This is a genomic window from Olivibacter domesticus (assembly GCF_900109575.1).
GTDB lineage: Bacteria > Bacteroidota > Bacteroidia > Sphingobacteriales > Sphingobacteriaceae > Olivibacter > Olivibacter domesticus.
This window is the reverse complement of the sequence record NZ_FOAF01000001.1, coordinates 384,838-405,950: the sequence shown is the minus strand read 5'-3', so window position 1 is coordinate 405,950 and position 21,113 is coordinate 384,838. Positions and strand designations below refer to the sequence as shown.

Here is a 21,113-nt window from a genome sequence, read left to right as displayed (position 1 = left end):
AACACTAATTTTTGGTAACTACCTCATCTAGATTGAACAACGTATTGGCCACCACCAACAAAGCGGCACGCTGTGCACCATTTTCTTTATCATCCCGCAACAAGCTATCTACACGGTCGGGATGCGCTTTATAATCGTTCAGGGCGGTTTGATATAAATTGGAGAAAATTTGTAGTTTCGCCTTTGGGATGGGTTTATACATCATCCATTCGTAGCCCTTAGCAATTTGTTGCTCTACCTGCTCTCCTCCTTCATCCTGCATTCGATTTACGAAATGTCTCGCAAGATCTATGTATGCCGAATCATTTAAGGTCACCAAGGCTTGCAGCGGTGTATTGGTACGAATTCGCCGCGGACTACAGACCACTCTTTGTGCCCCATCAAAATTAATCATAGAAGGATATGGTGCCGATCGTTTCCAATACGTATAAATAGCTCTTCGATAACGGTCTTCACCAGTTGCATTTTGCCATTTTGCACTATTATAGGGGGAGTTCCAAATTCCCTCCGGTTGCCAAGGCATAACGCCTTTACCGTACATTGTGGGGCTAAGCGCCATACTGACCGATAAAAACTGATCACGTAACTGTTCGGCGCTCAATCGTATCCTTGGTCCACGGGCATAAAATTTATTAAACAAATCTTTCTGTTTAAGCTCCTCGCTCAGACGGGAATCTTGTCGATAAGTAGCACTCATGACCATCTCCTTAATTAAGGTCTTCACGCTCCATTGATAATCATGCATAAACTGCCACGACAAATGATCCAAAAGCTCCCTATGTGTGGGATCCATACCTTGCGTACCCATGTCCTCCAAGGTTTCAACAATACCAGTTCCGAACAGCTGCTCCCACACACGATTCACCATCGTTCTGGAAAGCAGTGGGTTTCGTTTGTCGGTTAACCACATGGCCAATCCCATTCTATTCTTCGGAGCACCTTTAGGCATTGCATATTTAAAAGCTGCAGGTACATCTGCCTCCACCTCCTTGCCGGGCGAAGTCCAAGCACCTCTTTCAAAAACAAAGGTTTTACGAAGGCGATTAGATGGATTTTCAACCATTACGGGCGTTGTACTAGCCGGTGCTTGCAGAAGCGTCCAGAAAATCTCCTTCTGTTTTTCGTAATCAGGTTTACCCTTTCCAGGAAATTGATTCGTAAAATAGAACCAGTCAAAAGATACTAACACGTTTTCGTTGCCCTTTATTGTTGGGTTTTGATAGGTGATATAGAGATCATGAATTCCTTGTTGGGACGTCACATCGACCGCCTGGATCTGGTAACCATCTTTCCCCGGTACAGCCCAATTGCCAATAACAGGGCCATTGGCACTATCCAAATGCAATTGCATCTTGCCACCACGACTCTTTGAAGCGAAATGATAGAGCATTTGGTCAACCCCATTCAGGTCTACCGCTGCAATCCTTGCAACCCCATTGTTCCGAAAAAAAAGTGCAATGTTATTATTACCAATCACCGCATTACGTAAACTATCGGTAGTAGTAGAGTTGATTGTTGGTTGCCCTGTTTTCAAAAATTTATACACCGCCCTTGATTTTGCTTCCGAAACATTCTCCTTTAACCAAGCAGTCAACTGCCCTAGTTTCCCTTCCATAACGGGATCATACTGCTTCAGTAACGGGTATTCGCTGGCCAAATCTTCATCCCTTGTATTATTAAAATAGGCCATAAACTTATAATACTCATCATGCTTTACCGGATCGTAGGGATGGCTATGGCATTGTACACAAGCAAAAGTAGTGCTCAACAAACCCTCCCAAGTTGTATTTACCCGATCAATTACGGCCGACACGCGAAACTCTTCATTACTGGTACCTCCCTCATCATTCGTCATTGTATTGCGATGAAAAGCCGTCGCGATATATTGTTCGTCAGTAGGGTTTACATAAAAATCACCTGCAATCTGTTCCTTAATAAATTCATCGTAAGGTTTATCTTCATTAAATGCACGGATAACCCAATCACGGTACTTCCATATATTTCGTTCGCCATCAGATTCATAGCCTTTCGTGTCGGCATAACGTGCCACATCAAGCCACATCGATGCCCATTTTTCTCCAAAAGCAGGTGAGGCCAATAAAGTATCCACCAAATTTTCATAGTCCTGATCCGGATGGGCTCCATCCAGATACTGTTTAGCGAGCTCAATTGGGGGAGCCATGCCAATCAGATCTAAACTCAATCGTCTCAACAATGTAGCTTTATCTGCTTCAGTTGATGGTGTTAATTTAGCTTCCTTCAATTTCTCGTAAATAAAAGGATCAACATCGGTTTGCGACCATTCTGCCCCTTCTGAAGGAATTGGTACTTCTTTTACAGGTAAATAAGCCCAATGATTGCCCCATTTCGCGCCCTGCTTTATCCATTTCTTAAAGATAGCGATCTCTTCTTCACTTAGCGGTTCGTGTTTATAAGGCATTCGTTCTTCTGGATCCTTTGCAGATAGACGCTTTATAAATTCGCTATCACCTGGATTTCCAGGAATAATTGCCGGTTTACCACTATTGGTTGCCGCCATAGCCTCCTCTTTGAATAACAGACTAAATCCCCCCTGCTGTTTCACACCACCATGGCATGATATACATTTTTTATTGATAATAGGCTTTACTTGCGTATTGAAATCAATCGGTTCTTCGTGCGGAAAAGCAAATACCGCTACCAATATCGTTAAAACAACCACCAACACAACAAGCAGCTTTTTATTCCGGAATATGTTCATGTCCCTTTTTATGGTTTTTAATCTTGGTTCTCAATCATTCAGGCTTTTCATATCTAAGATACTGCAAAACACCCGTTTTTCAAAAGATTTTGTTTGTTTCCAAAGAACGAAAGAAAAAAAGATAGGCGTTAAAACTTTATTAGCTAGTTTGACAATTATGTTAACATATACTGTGAAATCCGAAAAGTAACGTCTATATTTAAAAACCAATTCCATCCACAACACTTAGAAGCTGCAAAGAAAATTATGTGTATTTTTCTTTGATAGAAGCTTATGAACAAAAAATCAGAAACCAACCTAATTCAGTAAATGAAACGGAGAACCTTTATTCAACAGGGCATCGGCCTTTGCATGGCCCTACAGATGCCCATCGCTTTCGGTAAACTACCAAAAACGTTTAAGAGAAAAGTTAAAATTGGCTTGATTACCGATTTACATCATGACATTATGCATGATGCACCAGCACGATTGGAAGAATTCCTAACGGAAATGGCAAAAGCGAAGCCCGATGCCCTTATGCAATTGGGCGACTTCGCCTATCCTTCCCAAAAAAATGCAGAACTGATCTCGCTATTTAATCAGGCGCATGAAACGCATTTACATGTCATTGGCAACCATGATACAGACAATAATCATACAAAAGAAGAATGTATTGAACATTGGGGCATGCCCGCACGCTATTACACCAAACAGGTTAATGGTGTTTGCTTTATCATACTTGATGGTAATGATAAAGGTTCACCAACCTATAAAGGGGGGTATCCTTCCTATATAAATCCCGAACAGGTAGCCTGGCTAAAAGAGCAACTAACCACCATACGAGAGCCCATTATTATTGTATCACATCAACCGCTTGCTGGTCCCGGAGCGATAGACAATGCGCGCGAAGTGCAGGAAATACTGTCAACTGCTTCAGATAAAATATTATTGGCCATAAACGGACATACCCATATAGATGCTTCGGTCACCATTGAAGGCGTTACCTATGTACATATAAATTCTGCATCTTATTTTTGGGCAGGCGAAAGATTTAAACATAACAGCTACTCAGAGGCTGTTCATAAAGAACATCCCTGGATAGCCTATACCTTTCCTTATCAGAATTCGCTGTTCACTATCTTAGAGATAGATCCAACAACGTCGAACATTAAAATACAAGGGAAAACTAGCCATTGGCAGGGCAAGTCTCCGATAGATTTAGGCTATAATGACGAATCCGGTCTCATGGCAAATCAGGAAGTTGTACCCTACATATCAGCACGGCACATCAATAAACCAACATCAAAAGTATAAGCTCATTAAATTTATTTTGCCAATCCATATCCGAAAATGAATAAAAAATTTCTTTTAGCACCCTTATTATTTACCCTCATACAGCATGGGATTGCCCAAGAGACAGGCACACTTATGCCTGTACAAAGAACTATAAAAGTCGAGGAAGGAGATTCCAACGAAACGATCATTCAGAAAGCAGCACATGTAGTTCCCACCGCTAATCAATATAGCGCCTTACGCAATGAATTTATTGCTTTCATCCACTTCGGTCCCAACACCTTTACCCGCATGGAATGGGGCAGCGGAAAAGAAGACCCTAAAATAGTTGACTTGAAGGAATTACATACAGACCAATGGTGTGAAGCCATGAAAGCCGCCGGAATGAAGATGGTCATTCTCACTGTTAAACACCATGACGGATTTGTTTTATGGCAAAGTCGTTATACCAAACACGGCATCATGTCTACACTCTTTCAACAAGGTAAAGGCGATGTTTTAAAAGAGCTTGTGACATCCTGCCAAAAATACGGTTTAAAAGTAGGTGTATACCTCTCCCCTGCAGATCTGTATCAAATTGAAAATCCCGAAGGCTTATATGGCAACCTCAGTAAATATACCAAACGGACTATTCCGCGCCAGGTAACAGGTCGCCCCTTTAAAAATAAAACGACCTTTCAGTTTGAGGTAGACGACTATAATGAATATTTTCTGAATCAGCTGTTTGAGTTACTAACCGAATATGGCCCTATTCACGAAGTGTGGTTTGATGGTGCACACCCCAAAACAAAGGGAGGCCAAAAGTATAATTACCAAGCTTGGAAAAAACTGATTAAAACGTTGGCTCCGCAGGCGGTCATTTTCGGTAAAGAGGACATTCGCTGGTGTGGCAATGAAGCCGGTAAAACACGTGCTACAGAATGGAATGTTCTTCCTTACGCCGAAGACCCAGCCCTTATGAATAATTTCGGTGATTTAACTGCCGAATCCCTCGGTGGCCGGGAAGCGCTTTACAAGGCAAATTTTTTACATTATCAGCAAGCGGAAACCAATACCTCCATACGCGAAGGATGGTTTTACCGCGATGATAACTACCAAAAGGTTAGAAGTGCCGACGATGTATTTGATATTTACGAACGTTCCGTTGGTGGGAATTCAACCTTTTTACTAAACATTCCCCCGAATCGCGACGGTAAATTTTCACCTGCTGATGTAGCGGTATTGAAAGAAGTGGGTAAACGGATCAACGAAACTTATCAAAACGATCTCTTTGCAAAAGCTTCAGGTCCTAAAGAAGTGCTCGACCACGATGCCTCCTCCTATACCTTGCTGCCGGTTATACCCGGCGAAATTATCATTTCAACACCGAAAACGATTACCCTAAATAGGCTATTATTACAAGAAGCAGTTGCCACGCACAGCGAACGCATCGAGAAGCTTATCCTCGATGCCTGGATTGATAATCAATGGAAGGATGTTGCCAGCGCAACTAACGTGGGCTATAAGCGCATCTTACGGTTTCCAGAAGTCACCTCTAACAAGTTTAGAATACGGGTGCTCGAGGGTCGCTTTATACCTGCCATTAGCAGCATTGAAGCCTATTATTATCCCGCTAGACCACCCCAATTAGAAATCGTCCGGGATATGAAGGGACTGGTTAGTATCATGCCAAAAGCAAGCAACTTTGGGTGGAAACCGCATGGTGAAGATGCAACCAAGAATCTCAGCGCCGATTATAGGATATTTTATACCTTGAACGGCACCGAACCTACCGAAAAATCCATGCACTACCAAGGTCCGTTCTTAGCATCGCCGGGAGAGATCAAAGCCATTGCCATCGATAAAAACAACCTGAAGGGTTCCATCGTATCGCAGACCTTAGGTATCTCAAAGCAAGATTGGAGAGTGCTTGAAGCAAGCAGTGAAATGGCAAAACATCCAGCCTCATTGGCTATCGATGCCGATCCGAGAACCTATTGGCAGTCGGAAGAACAAGCCGGAACACATACCATAACAATAGATTTGGGAAAATCCTATTCGTTAACAGGACTCATTTATACGCCTCAAAACCTGTACCCCGAGGGCATGCTCGAAAAAGGTGTCATTAAAATCAGCAGCGACGGACAAAACTGGAAGACACTCGGAACAGTCACATTTGGAAACTTGATCAACGATCCAACGGCTAGAACACATTATTTTGATCAAGCAGCTAGCGCTCGTTTTGTACGAATTGAATCAGAAATGATCGCCGCTAAGGGCAAAAGCTTTGCTATTGCCGAGCTGGATTTCCTAATAAAAAAATAAGGAGGAGGACACATTGGTAAAAAAAGTCCATTTTAATCTGATTGATATAGGTCATGCCGATGAGTTCGAAACTGGGGCCTGCACCGACGTTATTATACGCAATAACCGTTTTGTAAACGCACTCACCAACATGTTTCAGTTTACAAACGCGATTATTTCCATTTACCCGGAAATACCTGACTTAGTCAATCAGAAGAAGTATTTTCATAAGAACATTGTTATTGTCAACAATCAATTTGACACATTTGACCAGCCAATTGTTTATGCAAAATCAGTAGCTGGTTTTACATTTAAAGGAAACACAATAAAACATAATCACAATTATAAGGCTTTCCATTGGAACCGATCGCCTCTTTTATTTGAAAGAGTAAAAGACACAGCTATAAGCGGCAATAGTTTTTGAAGTAAGTCAACTTTTGTATCGATGTTCGTATCCATATAAATGACCTAATTCATATCTTTATGTAATTTATTTAAACCTTACATAAAATGTTGGATCATTTTCCGTTTTACCTTGGTCTTATTGTCACTATCCTACTGCTTATAATGTTGGCTAATAAATTAAAAGTGGCCTATCCGGTGCTCCTGGTACTAGCAGGCTTACTTATTAGCTTTATTCCGGGTATCCCAGTGATACACATCGATCCCGAGCTTATTTTTGTTATTTTTCTACCACCTTTATTATACGAAGCTTCCTGGGCCATATCATGGAAAGAACTTTGGCGTTGGCGCCGTATCATCAGCAGTTTTGCATTTATTGTTGTATTTCTATCAGCCATGTCTGTAGCATTTGTAGCGAATCACTTTATTCCGGGCTTTTCATTGGCATTGGGCTTTCTCTTGGGGGGTATTGTTTCGCCACCGGATGCAGTTAGTGCCGGTGCGATCTTAAAATTTGTAAAAGTACCCAAACGAATGGCTTCCATTTTAGAAGGGGAAAGCTTGTTAAACGATGCATCGTCACTCATCATTTTTCGTTTTGCCCTCATTGCCGTTGCCTCAGGTCAGTTTATCTGGCATGAAGCCGCCCTAAGTTTTGGGTGGATGTTGATTGGCGGTATAGGTATTGGTCTATTGATTGGCTGGATTTTTATGAAAGCCCACAAATTTCTGCCAACAGATGCAAATATAGATATCGTGCTCTCTATTGTAACACCTTACCTTATCTATATTGCAGCAGAAGAAGTGCATAGCTCCGGTGTATTGGCGGTGGTAAGTGGGGGGCTATTTTTATCCAATAAAAGACACTTTTTTCTGAGCAGTACCTCACGTCTGAGAGGAGTTAACGTTTGGGAGAGCTTATGTTTTGTATTGAACGGACTCGTTTTTATGCTTATTGGGCTTGATTTACCTGAAATTACTGCCGGACTGGAGGGGGTAAGTGTTTCATCGGCTATTGGTTATGGCATACTCATAACGGGGGTATTGATAATAGGAAGAATTTTATCAACTTATGGTGCTGTAATCGTTACGCTTATTGCACGCAATTTTATAACTGTTGCTGATAGCAGGAATCCTGGTTATAAAATACCTTTCGTATTGGGTTGGACTGGAATGCGGGGTGTGGTCTCATTAGCAGCAGCCCTATCTATACCGGTACAATTAAGTGACGGTTCAGCCTTTCCACAACGTAACCTTATTCTCTTCATTACCTTTGTCGTTATTTTATTAACCCTCTTACTACAAGGCTTAACGCTTCCCTATTTAATCAAGAAAATAAAAATACCTAATCTTGATGAAAGTCTTCCAGAAGAAGAAGTTTACCTTTCTATCCGAAAGCAACTGGCCACTTACGCCTTGCAACATCTTAAGAATAACTACAGCGAAGAGCTAGGTAGTCAGCCTGTTTTACAACTTATTGCCCGCAAGTGGGAAGACAATAGTCGCATAGCAGAAGATGTATTAATTTCCGCGGAATGTAAATTGATCTATCTAAATATCCTCGACCACCAGCGACAATGGCTTTTGAATAAAAACAAGGTAGAGGAACAATTGGATGAAGAGGTCATCCGCCAGCATCTGCTTTTGCTGGATTTAGAGGAAGAAAAGCTCAAATTCACTTAATTTTGGCGCTTGTCTATAGGGCTGCGCAAAAGCACCTTCTTATATGGTGTGCCTACCTATTGGATCCTGATTAACTCAATACTGAAGGACACACCATATCATTCGCTTAGTGGGGCAATAACGCTCCAAACCGCCGCGTCGTACACATCCTGATCCAAAGGCAAGCCATTACGCAAGCAATCGATCAAGCGCCAAGCTTGAGTATTACATTTTTTGCTCTTTTATACGCTCCTCTAATAAAATGATGGCATCATATAATACACCTGCTTCTCCCCTGAACGTTCCGGAACCCTCGGGTTTATTATCGCGTGTATACCATTCAAAAAAGCCATTATTTTTCAACACCCTACCCACCATAGGTTTCAGTTGCTCATAAGCTTCTTCTTCAAAACCATTTATTACCAGCTGCTGAATCATCCGCCCACCAAACCACGTCCAATCGCCCCCATTTTGATAGCCATAAGGGTACATTCCTTTGTTTTTGAAAGATCCCTCCGGATAGGTTGGGTAGACTGTCAATCCAATAGTTGCTGCTCCTGATGCTTTTACATTGGCTATCATTTTATTGAGTGAGCTTTTAATCTGTTCTTTAGACAATAAGCCAGCCTCAATGGCTATTGCTGTGCCGCCATGGTAAAAAATAGCATTTTCATCGAAGGTATTGTCAAAAGGAGAACCCTTCAAGTAGATATGTGGGATAAACTTTTGATTTTTCTCATCCCATAGATACTTCATCGCATTGCTAGCGATTTGCGCATGAATAGGTTTCCATTTTTTAGCACGCTCAGGTGCCATCTGCATAAAATTATCCAGCGCTATCAGAAACATCGCATTATCGTAAATATCAATAGCCAAATGCGAATCATTCGTTAAATACACGCCCCAATCATGCTCTGGCTGTACATCTCCCCAATCAGCTGTGGTAGCACCCCAGAGTAATCCATATTTTTCATTGTAACGCTCTTTCATCAGAAAAGACAAGGCCTGTTCCATCCGATCGATCATCGAAAACTGCCCTACTTTGCTATGCAGGAAGGCTGTATCATTGGTAGCTTTCGCATACTTATAAACGGCTTGGATTAATGAAGTTTCCTGATCAGTTTCCACCGTATTTTTATGCCCGGCATAATGTGGGGCCAAATCATTGTAAATATAATCATAACCCCCTTTGGTAGGTTTAACAGTAGATTTTGGAACAAATCCGTCTACAATATTGCCGTCCGAACCTTGTAACTGAAAAAAGATAATCAAGTTATCCCTTAACGTATCGCTGGGATGAACCTGGGCTGCCAGGTTGATAAAAGTATTATAATCACGAATCCATACTTCGCGGTAGCCATCTCCTGCATTAAAGCCCGTGCTTACCACTTTCAGGGCACGCTCTTTCACAACATTTAATGAGGTATCTGAAGCGATTTTTTCACGTAAAGCATTGTCTTGACTCCTACTCTTATCACCTGACCTGCAAGCTATTAAAAACACAACAGCCCCGATTAGTAAACTTATAGGTAAATTCTTCATTTTAATATTTTTTTAGTAGATGCTCATTTTGCGGCAGGTATACCAGTTATACCCCATGTTTTATTCGGTGTGGGCCCCATCTCAAATACGAGCGTACCTCCCTTTAATAAATCGGCTGCCGAGAGCCAACAATTATTCCATGGTTCACCATTTAAATAAGCGCTTTGTATATAAATATTCTTCTTGCTGTTATTTCGGGCTTCAATGACAAAAGATTTACCCCTGCCGTAGCGATTGCCAAGGTCAATGGTAACCTTTTGGAAAAGTGGGCTCCCAATTTCGTATATGGGGTTTACGCGTGTACCACCGTCCGTCTGAAATAAACCTAGTGCATTCATCACAAACCAAGCACTCATCTGACCTTGATCCTCATCTCCCAAATAGGCGTTGGCAATGCCGTGCCCATAATAGCGTTCCATAATTGCCCGGCTCCATTTTTGTGTCAACCAAGGGTATTTGACCCAGTTAAATAGAAAGGCAAAGTGCATAGATTGCTGATTACCCTGTACAACCGGATAATCCCAATATTGATCATTTGGTCCATTAAAACGCCATCTATAACTTTCATTAAATCCCCATTCCAAGCGCTTTCTGAAAGTTTCTTCACCTACATAGGTAGCCAGCTCGGCAACATCCTGAGGAACAAAATAGGTAAGCTGCCAAGCGTTTCCTTCCACATAATGCTTGTTGGCACCGGACTTAAATGGATCGAAGTCTGGCAACCAATTTCCGGACTTATCGCGCATTCTAGCATAGCCTGTTGCTGTATCGATAGCATTTTTCCACCATGAACCTCGCTGAGAAAAAAGGTTGTATTCTTTGTCTTTATGAAGCGCTTTTGCAAACTGAGCTACCGTCCAATCATCAAAACTGTACTCCAATGAATTGGAAAAACGTCCTTCATCATAAGGCACATATTGATGTTTAAGATAAGTAGCTAAATCTCGATTTCCAGCATAGCCACCTTCTACTGCAGCTGGCAATGTTGTCTGCATCTTATATACTGCCTCGAAGGCTTTATTTACGTCATAATCGCGGATACCCATTTGGTAGGCGCCAACAATGAGCGGTATTTCATGCTCAGCAACCATCACCGGCACATATTCCATACCAGCAGGCCCTTTTGCAAGCCATCCATTGGCCGTATACATCGCCAGCTGAGACCTCACCCATTTGTTGGACCATTCGGGTGTTACCAGGTTCCAAAACTGATTTAGGTTCCAGAAGGTATTCCAGAAGGCGTCACAGCCTAAAGCGCGATCTTCCTTATCTGCAAAGCGACGTATCTGCTCATCTGCCGATATCCAACTTCCACCGACGTCACTAAATGTATTTCTACTAGCCAGCGAACGATACATATTAGTATAAAAACGTTGTTTTTCAAGAAAGTCGCTTGATTCAATTTTTATACGACCTAATAATTCATTCCATACATCTTTATGTGCCTTAAAAACCTTTTCAAATGACCATCCAAACGGAGTGCTTATCTCTTGTTGCAGATTTTCTTCGGCTTGCTCAATGCCAGCGTAAGAGATACCTGTCCTCACTTGAACTGTACGTGTTTTCCTTGTATCAAACTCAACGAACATGCCCGCCTGCCCTATTTTATCGGTCTCTAAATTGCGACCCTTAGCTACCACATTATCTCTCCAGCTGCCGAAATCACGTATAGGCTGATCGAATTCCATTACAAAATATACGGTATAAGCCTGGTCAACACCTCCAGACCAAACATTCTTTGATAGTTGTTTGCTATGGCCTATAACACGGTTTGCACTAACTTGCTTGATGCTTGCTTCTTCTATAGCGTAGGGATACTCACTCGGAATTTGCAGATCTATCATAATTCTTCCCGTATCACCTTTATGGTATGTATAGCGTTGAAAACTGCTTCTTGTACCGGCTGTTAATTCGGCTGTGATCTGGTAATCTGTGAGGTCAACACGATAATACCCCAGTGCTGCATTTTCACTCGACTTATCCATTCGAGATCGATAGCCACTATCCGGTTGATGTTCATCTCCAATGGTAGTTTCCAAAGGGCCAGTAACGGGAAAGGTCCCTAAACCAGCCATAGTCCATTCATGGATATGGCTAAAGGTACCAACAGATTCAATAGTAGGATCGTAACCTGCCTGCCACCCGCTGTTTTGGTTATCTGGACTTAGCTTCACCATACCAAAGGGCATCCACGGCCCTGGTGCTATCATCCAACGGGAATGCCCTGCGCCTATCATTGTATTAACATAATCCGAAGGGCTTACAACTTGTTGAGGAGCTCTTACAATCTTCTCTCTTGTTGCTAACTGCCCGTCAATATAAACGGCATAGATGCTTTCTTCTTGGCGTTGTACTGCAGGCATCGGTGCTTCAAAAACATACCTGCCCGAATCAAGTTGTTGTTTGAAAATAGATTGCCCAGCTAGTTTGACTTCTATAAGCGGCTGCCCCTTCAGATGGCAAACGTCTACCAACAGCGGTTGAAAATTGTGTCCATTTTGCTCAAACTCATAATTTGCTGCCTTTACTCCTCGCAGCAGAGCATTTTTACTTGTCTTTATCTCTACCGAAGCAGGTCCTTTCAAACTTAAATTATCGAACACCAGCCATCCTCCTTGAAGGCTCGTTAGCTGGATTTCATTAAAACCATTTTTCAACTGTCCATCTGGCACTTCTATATAAATACGTTGTGCCTTACCACTATCAAAAGAACCTGTTGGTTCTTCTTTACCGTTTCCTTTTTCAAGCGCAACCTGATGGGCGTTTCCATTAATCAACACCTTCACCACAGGAGCCTGGTGTGGATCGGTTTGCAATACATTTACTTCGAAATAGAAGCTCGACTTGCTACTTACTTTTTCGAGTTCGAAATCAATATTCAAAATGTGAGAGCGTATACCGGCAGTAGGTCCTGTGCCTCCCCATTTTGTTGCCGGACCTGGCAACACATAGGGCCATTCGGTACCAGCATCTGAATGGCCAACGAGAAAAAAGCGATCTTCAAAGCCGAAATCATTTTTTATAAATTGCTGATATCCATCAGGAGCCAGGGCCATACCCTGCGGACTATTGTCTTTTTTACCAATCTCCCAAAGCAGGTGGGCTTCATCCGAAGCAAATCCAATTGTTGGGATAAACATCACAAGCAAAAACCAAAAATATCTTGTTATCTGCATTATTTTAATTTTTTTTAATGAAACAAGCTTCCTCTTTCACAAATGCGACTATCACTTTCGCTTTGCTATTTCCTATGTTACGAAGCGTATAGCTATTGGCGGCTGCGGGAACAGCGAAGGTTTCCACAAAATGAAACAGCTGTTGAGATCCATCAGCCGTGGTTAACTCAATCGTTTCTCCCTCAACCAACATAAGGATATGACATTGTCCATTCGTTAATATATCAACACGATCGTCAAACTCATAACGGAATATGTCGTAAAAATGTTCAGGATGCGTAGGCAAATGCACAACGCAGCTCTGTTCATCTATCACTTTCGTTGCCGGTTGAGCAATCAATGTATCTGGGACCACTTTTCCTTTTCTAGAAAAATCGAGGTTATCAAAAGCCCTGTCGATATTCAATGGCCTCGGATTTCCATCCAAATCGGGTCTTAGCCAATCGTACATTTTGAAAGTGAAGATATAAGGTGTCGCACTGATCTCTAACACTAAATTATTCTTACCAGAAGCGTGGACTGTACCATTTGGTATAAGGTACAATCCATGCTTTTCTGCTTGAAATTTTTGCACATATTGTTCAATAGGTATTTTACGGTTTTGCTCAAAACTCTCTTCCAAGACTTTTTTGAAGCCTGTAGGATTAATATCCTCTTGAAAACCTAGGTACACCACAGCATCTTGCTCACAGTCAACAATATAATAAGTTTCATCTTGCGTGAAATTTTCACCGAAATGCTCTTTGATATAGGTTGTACTCGGATGGCATTGAATCGATAAGTTTCCACCATCATACGTATCTAGAAAGTCAAAACGGATAGGAAATTCATCACCAAATCGTTCAAAGGCTTTCCCAAGTACCTGTTCGCCTTCTAAAAACATCAGTTGATCAAAAGAAACCTCCAACTTATTTTCTCCATCGGCTAACACGATACCATTTTCCGGAACAATCATCTCAAAAGACCAAGCGTAGTTTGCGACTGTCTGATCCAAATCGGCCAGATGTTTCTTCAGCCATTGTCCGCCCCAAACGCCAGATTCAAACCAAGGTCTTACCCTAAAATAACTTTGCGACATGGCATTGAGTGTTCTCCTTAGAACATCACCGTACATCCAGGTAATGGTTTCGCCAATTTGTTGGTCTACCATTATCATTATGCGAGGCAGTACGTCCTTTTTGTGCTTATTCAAGATAACCCAATCCACAAAGTAAAAACGTTTGTAGATCTGCTTATTATCCTGTTTAAGGTCACTGCCGATGTTACGAACGAGACCTCCACGCATTCTTTGTTGAATCACGTTTTTAGGTAGATCAAAATAGATAATCGGCGCTGTGGTATGGCAAAGTGCTGCCCCACAGCCGTAAATCACCACAAGTGACTCATCTGGCTCAGGAATAATTTCAGATAACTTTTCGCCATCAAAAAAGTCAGCTAATGATAAGGTCGTTTTTGAACCAATAAGCGGGTCGTCGCCCCCGAGAAAAGGATTCACCATAGCATCAATCTTAGCTGTTGGCAACATGCTATCCGCCACAGAGACAAAGTACACCTTTTTGTTCAGCTTTTCGAAAGCTAAGCCCAGTTTATGTACAAGCTCTTTCCAATCTACCCCTATGTAACCGTCTAAGAGACATATAGGAAGATCGCGCATACTGGCAGCTAATGTATCGAAGCCTTTAAAAATTTCGCCTTTTGCCGGGTAAGTCGGACATATTTCATAATTCAGGTGCTCATTTTTGTTGCTTAGTTCCATTTCCTTGTTTTCTTGTTCCATATATATTTATTCTGATTTTCTTCTCTTCTATCTTCTAAATTAATGAGCTGCCCTTTGTGATGGCGAATAAGCGTTTTATACCTTATCCCTAGTAACCGGGATTTTGTACCAAACTCGGATTTCTCTGTATCTCATCTGTTGGGATGGGTAGTAATAAATGCTTTTCCTGTATAATAGCCCCTTTGCCATTCGCATGTCCCACAACAGGTTCGAAACGGATTTCTCCACTTGCATTGCCAACCGGTACCGGAAACATCCTCGTTCGTTGTACATCGAACCATTGACGACCCTCGAATACCAATTCCCTATAACGTTCTTTCCATACTTCCTGTACAAATTGCTCTACTGACAGGCCTGCGAGCGATTGCTTCAATTGATTGGCATCGGTTTTCCAAAAAGCTCGACTTCTTACCTGCGTTAGGTAGTTTAGCGCTTCGTCCGTCACACCTTCAGAAAGCGCTATCGCTTCAGCAGCTATCAATAACACATCGGAGTAGGTGTAAATGGCCAGATCCTTACCCGAGCTCGCCGTTTCAAATGTTGCTTCGTCATCCATCCACATATACGGAGAAGGAGCGAAATTAAGAACCGTGCCATTTGGTCTCGTTAGAGATGAATGGAAATATTGCTTTTCCTGTATACGCAGGTCGCCATCGCTATTATAACCTCGCAAAAAGGTTGTAGAAGGACCATAAGCATTATTAGTTATTGCAAAGGCGGTGAATGACGCTGCTGTGCTCGGGAAAGCCCAATGCACATGCGTAGAGGTAGAAATGCCAATCGCAAATTCAAAATAGTAAATATATTCGCTGCTGTTGTTATCTACCCGCCGCAACTTGTTGTAAGCAGTGCTATTCAGATTAACTGTTCCGTCTGCGTTCCGATCGTGTGTCGTCAATTGATACACACCACTATTTATAATCGACTTGGCAACCGCTGCGCTTTTAGTATATTCATTTTTTTGCAAAGGATAACCGCTCATGGTCAGATAAACATCCGCCAAAAGCGTTGCCGCGGTACCTTGTGTTATCCGGCCAGCATTATTGGCCATAGTAGAGGAAGCCAATTCCGCTTCATTGACCACAAATTCCAAATCTGATGTAATAAGGTTATAAACCTCTTCAAGCGAACTCTTCGTTACATTTAGATTTTCCAAGCCTTCGTATGGCTCGGTAATTAAGGGTACTTCTCCAAATAACCTTGCCAATTGAAAATAACCCATGGCTCGAAAAAAGCGAGATTCACCCAACAATTGGTTACGCTGCGTATCAGACAGTCCCGGCGTTGTCGGGATATATTTAATAGCGTTATTGGCTCTAGAAATCCCTCGGTATAAAATACTCCAAATGTCCTGAAAATAAGTTGATAGGTTTGTTGCGTTGAATGTCATGTTTTGAGCATGCTGAACGTGCACCTCTTGTCCCTTAAATTCATTATCAATATAACCTGTTAAATACGGTCCAAAAAACATTTTGGCGCCAGAGTAGTGGGTGCCTGCTCCGTCGTAAAGTTGGGGCGCACCTGTCCTGTAAAGTCCGTTTACAGCATTTGTAGCATGCTCCGGTTGTGCAAAATATTGACTACCGGAAATTTCGTCCTTCGGAACTTCATCGAGAAACTTTTTACAAGAACTGAAGAACACCGTTGCTATGATCAAACAAAATATGATAGGTTTCATTTTTCTACGATTTAAATTTAATTTAGTCATCTTCACGCTGTGCTTAAAATTGAAAGCTTGTTCCCAACGTGAAAGTTCTCGGCCGTGGATACTGATGGAAGAAAATATTCTGTCCCCATTGATCTCCTTCCCAAGAAGTAGCCTCCGGGTCGTATCCCATAAAACTGTCAGACGTTATTAAAAAAGCATTCTGAACACTCGCATAAACCCTCCAGTTTTTCAATCCTATTTTGCTCAGTTGCTCTACACCGAAGTTGTAGCCAATACTGATAGCATTTGCTCTCAAATAAGATCCATTTGCTACCCAGTGGTCGTCTACTTCACTATTTTGACCTGAATAAGGGCCATTCCGTATCTGCTGAATCATGGTATTCTGATGATCTTCGGTCCAGCTGTCATATAATGTCCGTTTAAGTCCGTTAGAGTACCCAGTCCGGTCTTCCATAGAATGAAAGAATTGCTGAAGAATGTCAACGCCCATCACGAATTGAAGATCTATGCTCAAGTCAATATTCTTATACCTGAAATTATTTATAAAGCTACCCGTCCAATCTGGTAAGCCATTGCCAATAATGGTGCGTTCGGTGCTGCGCTTTGCTTCACCGGGGATCGCTCCTACCTTTGCTGCTTCAGCTGCTTCGGCCGTACTCCAGGTACCCAGCCGTTTATAACCCCAAAATGAGCTGAGACTCTCTCCCACTCTCAAGATGGTCTGGCTACCAGACACCCAGTTAGGTCCGGGAAAGATATCTTCATCGTTTAGGCCCAAAGCCTCAATACGGTTTTTATTATAGTTAAAGTTAAGCGTCGTTTCCCAATTAAAATCGGCCGATTTAACTGGTGTACCACTAATTAACACTTCTATACCCTTATTAGAAACGGAACCAATGTTATCTCTAACAGCCGCAAATCCAGTAGATGTAGGTACTGGTCGATCTAGCAACAGGTCTGTGGTTAGTTTATGATAGTAGTCGAGTCCAAGTGTCAATCGTCGATTTAAGAGCACAAGGTCCATACCGATGTCAAACTGCTTTGTTTTCTCCCATTCTAAATTTGGATTGGGCAATCTGTTGATGTAGCTCTGCGAAACCCGGGACCCATTGATCAGCGTTGTTTCGGAAGAGATCGTAGCCAACGATTGATAGGTAGGAATTTCGGTATTTCCAGTTATTCCATAGCTAGAACGTAACTTCAGCTCGTCGATTACATCGATATCAGCAAGAAAGCGTTCTTGCGACAATACCCATCCTAAACCTACGGATGGAAAAATTCCGTATTTATTATTAGCGCCAAAACGCGACGATCCATCTATACGGCCAGTAAAGGTCAACAAGTATTTACTTCGATAACTATAGCTACCTCTTAAAAAATAAGAGTTCATTGACCATCTATCGTACGAAGAGGTTGGCGCACCCGGTTGACTCGCTGCTTGAATACTATTAAAGCGGAAAAAGTTGTCTGAAAAGCCTCGCGCAGAAATAGCATTTGTTTCCGCCGTCCGCTCTTGCCAGCTTAAGCCAATGACGCCATTTATACGATGGTCACCAATTTCTTTATTGTAATTCAAATAAGTTTCTTCTTGCCAATAAAACGAATGCTGATTTTCAATATAGGCGTAACCTAATGGTGAAGAAATATTAATCAAATCAGTAGGATCATAATTTTGGATAATGTTATCCTGTTTATCAAAACCGAACTGCGTACGCAGATCCAATCCAGGTAATATATGGAATGTCACATAACTATTGCCAAAAATCTGCGTACGTTTCCGCAAACGATCTTGTGTTGTTAATACGTGTACCGGGTTTGGTATTGCTTCTAATGAATAAGAATCGCTGATCATGCCACTATGTGCCCATGTGCCATCTGGAAATTTAACCGGAAATATAGGGGGCATTTCCAGCATTGATCTTCTTGGCATCTGATGTCCCCCCCCTTCTTCAAATTCATTACCACGATTGTAGTTCACCAATATATTCGTTCCTAAAGAAAGCCATTTTTTTGGGTTTGCATCATACGCCAACTTACCATTTATCCGCTCCAGCCAGTTGTTAAGCATGATTCCTTCAGTCTTTGCATAATTCATGAATGCTCCGAAAGAAGACTTTTCCGCTTTACCCAGTACAGACAATTGATGGTTATGTGAAACAGCCGTACGAGTTGCTTCTTCCTGCCAATCGGTATCGTACAATGGATTACCCTCGGCATCGAATAAACGTGGATCCGACCTAGTAAAAACAGGAGGAGTGCCACTTGTATTGTATTTACTATAATTTTGGAAACCTCTTTCTATAACTTCCAAAAACTCATTTGAATTTAGTACATCAAGCTTTTTTGGCAAGACACCCAAGCTAACAAATCCATCGTATCCTATCACCAATCCCTCCGTTGGCGCACCACGCTTGGTAGAAACCAATATCACCCCATTAGCGCCTCGAGCGCCGTATATTGCAGTGGAAGAGGCATCTTTTAAAACCTCCATACGGTCAATATCATTTGGATTTAGAAATTGGATATTTTCCATTACTACTCCATCTACCACGTAAAGTGGATTAGAAGAGGAATTAATAGTACCGAGCCCTCTTATCAGCACCCTTGGGCTACCGGTTGGTGAGCCGGAGTTTAAAAACACATTGACTCCCGACACTTTACCTTTCAAGCCTTGCAGCGCATTGTTTGCAGGAACCTTGAGTAACTCCTTTGAAGAAACTACTGCTACCGCACCTGTAAGATCGGATTTTCGCTGCGTACCATAGCCGGTTACAACCACCTCATCTAATGTTTCATCACCCGACTCGAGATAAACATTAAAGTCGCGCTGCTTACCAATGACAATTTCCTGCGGTGTCATACCAATGTAGCTAAAAACAAGTGTTACGTCTTCATTAGCCACTGTTAATTGAAACCTCCCCTGTGCGTTTGTAATGGTACCATCCCCGCTTCCTTTTACAACTACACTTGCACCTGCTAAAGGCACTTCCCCGTCCTGTCTCTCAAAAACAACTCCTTTTACTACGATATTGCCCTGCCTTGCAGCGGCATCCAATTGGACCGTTAGTAGGAGCGATAATCCCATTAGATAGGATATCCAACATTTGTACATCTTTGTTTCTTTCATCGCATTTAAGTTTATTAATGGTTAGTATATTGGTAGGTTATTTTAAGTTGGTATTTTCATTTTTTTGTTTCTTTTTAAATTTGTTTAACCAGTATGCTTCTATTTCTTCTAGGGATTTACCTTTTGTTTCCGGTAGCAAATAAAAGACAGCAAAAAAAGCAATGGCGCAGCAGACAGCGAAAAATCGGAAGGTCCAGGCAGATCCCCAGCTTGAAAGCATCAAGGGTGTTAATTGACCTACTAATGCGTCGGCAATCCACATCACTAAAACACTCACAGCCATCGCTTGTCCGCGAATGGCACTTGGAAATATTTCGGAGGCCACCACAAATTTCAGTGGACCAATAGAGAAGGCAAAACATAGTAGAAACCCCAGAATGGTAAGCACGAGAAGCCAACCATACAATTGAATGTTATAGTTTATAAACCAGCTTGTTAACAGCAGACTAATCGTTGCACCGGCCGAACCCACAAGGTATAATGGACGACGGCCCCAGCTATCCACTTTCCAAATAGCGATGCAGGTAAAGATTACATTTGCTAAGCCAAACCAAATCTGCGTTTGCAATGACCCGCTTAATGACAAGCCCGATTGCAATAAAATAGTTGGTCCAAAGTACACGATGGCGTTAATTCCGCTCAATTGAGAAAAGAGGGGCAGCAACAGTCCCAGTAACAGAGCTTGTCGGTATACTGGCGTAAAAAGCGATACTTTTGCTCCTTTAGTAGAAGAGGGCGTAACAACGATTTCATGGATCTCGAGTTCCCGCATAATTGCTGATGCCTTTGTGTCATTTCCCTGTTGCATCAGCCAACGAGGACTTTCCGGAATTCGATATAGTCCAATCCAAAACAGCAATGCTGGCAACGCGCCTATTAAAAACATCATTCGCCAATAAGTTCCATCAAACCAATGCCATTCATAGTGTAAAACCAGGGCATTACTAAGGTAAGCCACCAAGATGCCTATCGTTACAGCTAATTGATAGAAGGTAACGGCACGCCCCCGGATCTTGGAAGGAGCGACTTCAGCAATGTAAAGTGGAACCACAATAGACGCTACACCAACACCAACACCACTTAACCATCTAGCAACCAGCAACAGCTCAAAACCCGGACTTAAGCTACAACCGATAGCAGATAAAAAAAAGAGAGCGGCAGCAGCAATTAACAATAACTTCCTGCCATACTTATCACTCAACTTTCCAGCGAAAGCAACTCCTAAAATGCATCCGATCAAAGCGGATGAAACGAAAAGGCCCTCTTGCAAAGGACTCAAACCGAAATCACTTTTAACCAAAGGGATAATTCCAGAAACCACCGCCATATCAAAACCAAAAAGTAAACCACCTAGCGAGACAATAGCAATAATCAATTTAAAAGACGCATTCATAATTTTATGGTTTGACAGTACATATAAACAATATGTATATACATACAAACATATAACTATTTTTTAAATT

General features: G+C 42.0%; 11 protein-coding genes. 4 read left to right on the top strand and 7 right to left on the bottom strand.

Translation table 11 applies throughout. From position 1 onward, the window contains the following. Nucleotides 1–4 precede the first annotated feature (4 nt). On the bottom strand, nt 5–2,740 hold the full coding sequence (locus tag BMY50_RS01645; protein WP_093317386.1) for a DUF1553 domain-containing protein: 2,736 nt from the start codon (nt 2,738–2,740) through the stop codon (nt 5–7). 309 nt (nt 2,741–3,049) lie between these two features. Here BMY50_RS01645 and BMY50_RS01635 point away from each other — a divergent pair, with 309 nt between their 5' ends. From BMY50_RS01635 to BMY50_RS01620, 4 genes are all read left to right on the top strand, one after another. After that, nucleotides 3,050–4,033 carry a metallophosphoesterase family protein gene (locus BMY50_RS01635; RefSeq protein ID WP_093317376.1) on the top strand — a complete coding sequence of 328 codons (984 nt, stop codon included), beginning with the start codon at nt 3,050–3,052 and terminating at the stop codon, nt 4,031–4,033. 36 nt (nt 4,034–4,069) lie between these two features. Further along, nucleotides 4,070–6,316, top strand: a complete 2,247-nt coding sequence (locus BMY50_RS01630; RefSeq protein ID WP_093317372.1) for an alpha-L-fucosidase — start codon at nt 4,070–4,072, stop codon at nt 6,314–6,316. 13 nt (nt 6,317–6,329) lie between these two features. Next, on the top strand, nt 6,330–6,719 hold the full coding sequence (locus BMY50_RS01625; RefSeq protein WP_202907723.1) for a hypothetical protein: 390 nt from the start codon (nt 6,330–6,332) through the stop codon (nt 6,717–6,719). Between the two features lie 86 nt (nt 6,720–6,805). Further along, nucleotides 6,806–8,380, top strand: a complete 1,575-nt coding sequence (locus BMY50_RS01620; protein ID WP_093317367.1) for a Na+/H+ antiporter — start codon at nt 6,806–6,808, stop codon at nt 8,378–8,380. A 204-nt stretch (nt 8,381–8,584) separates the two neighbouring features. On the opposite strand, the gene BMY50_RS01615 is transcribed toward BMY50_RS01620, so the two are convergent. The 6 genes from BMY50_RS01615 to BMY50_RS01590 form a co-directional block, all read right to left on the bottom strand. After that, nucleotides 8,585–9,901 (bottom strand): glucosidase family protein, encoded by a 1,317-nt coding sequence (locus tag BMY50_RS01615; RefSeq protein WP_093317363.1) that lies wholly within the window; start codon nt 9,899–9,901, stop codon nt 8,585–8,587. Nucleotides 9,902–9,924: 23 nt separating this feature from the next. After that, nucleotides 9,925–13,077, bottom strand: coding sequence for a GH92 family glycosyl hydrolase (locus tag BMY50_RS01610; RefSeq protein WP_093317360.1), 3,153 nt, complete (start codon nt 13,075–13,077; stop codon nt 9,925–9,927). 4 nt (nt 13,078–13,081) lie between these two features. Beyond that, nucleotides 13,082–14,854, bottom strand: a complete 1,773-nt coding sequence (locus BMY50_RS01605) for a class I mannose-6-phosphate isomerase (protein ID WP_093317356.1) — start codon at nt 14,852–14,854, stop codon at nt 13,082–13,084. 88 nt (nt 14,855–14,942) lie between these two features. Continuing rightward, complete coding sequence (locus tag BMY50_RS01600; RefSeq protein WP_093323463.1) at nt 14,943–16,532, bottom strand: RagB/SusD family nutrient uptake outer membrane protein; 1,590 nt, start codon at nt 16,530–16,532, stop codon at nt 14,943–14,945. Nucleotides 16,533–16,575: 43 nt separating this feature from the next. Further along, on the bottom strand, nt 16,576–19,650 hold the full coding sequence (locus BMY50_RS01595) for a SusC/RagA family TonB-linked outer membrane protein (RefSeq protein WP_093317352.1): 3,075 nt from the start codon (nt 19,648–19,650) through the stop codon (nt 16,576–16,578). Between the two features lie 37 nt (nt 19,651–19,687). Further along, complete coding sequence (locus BMY50_RS01590; RefSeq protein WP_093317348.1) at nt 19,688–21,043, bottom strand: sugar porter family MFS transporter; 1,356 nt, start codon at nt 21,041–21,043, stop codon at nt 19,688–19,690. Between the last annotated feature and the right edge of the window lie 70 nt (nt 21,044–21,113).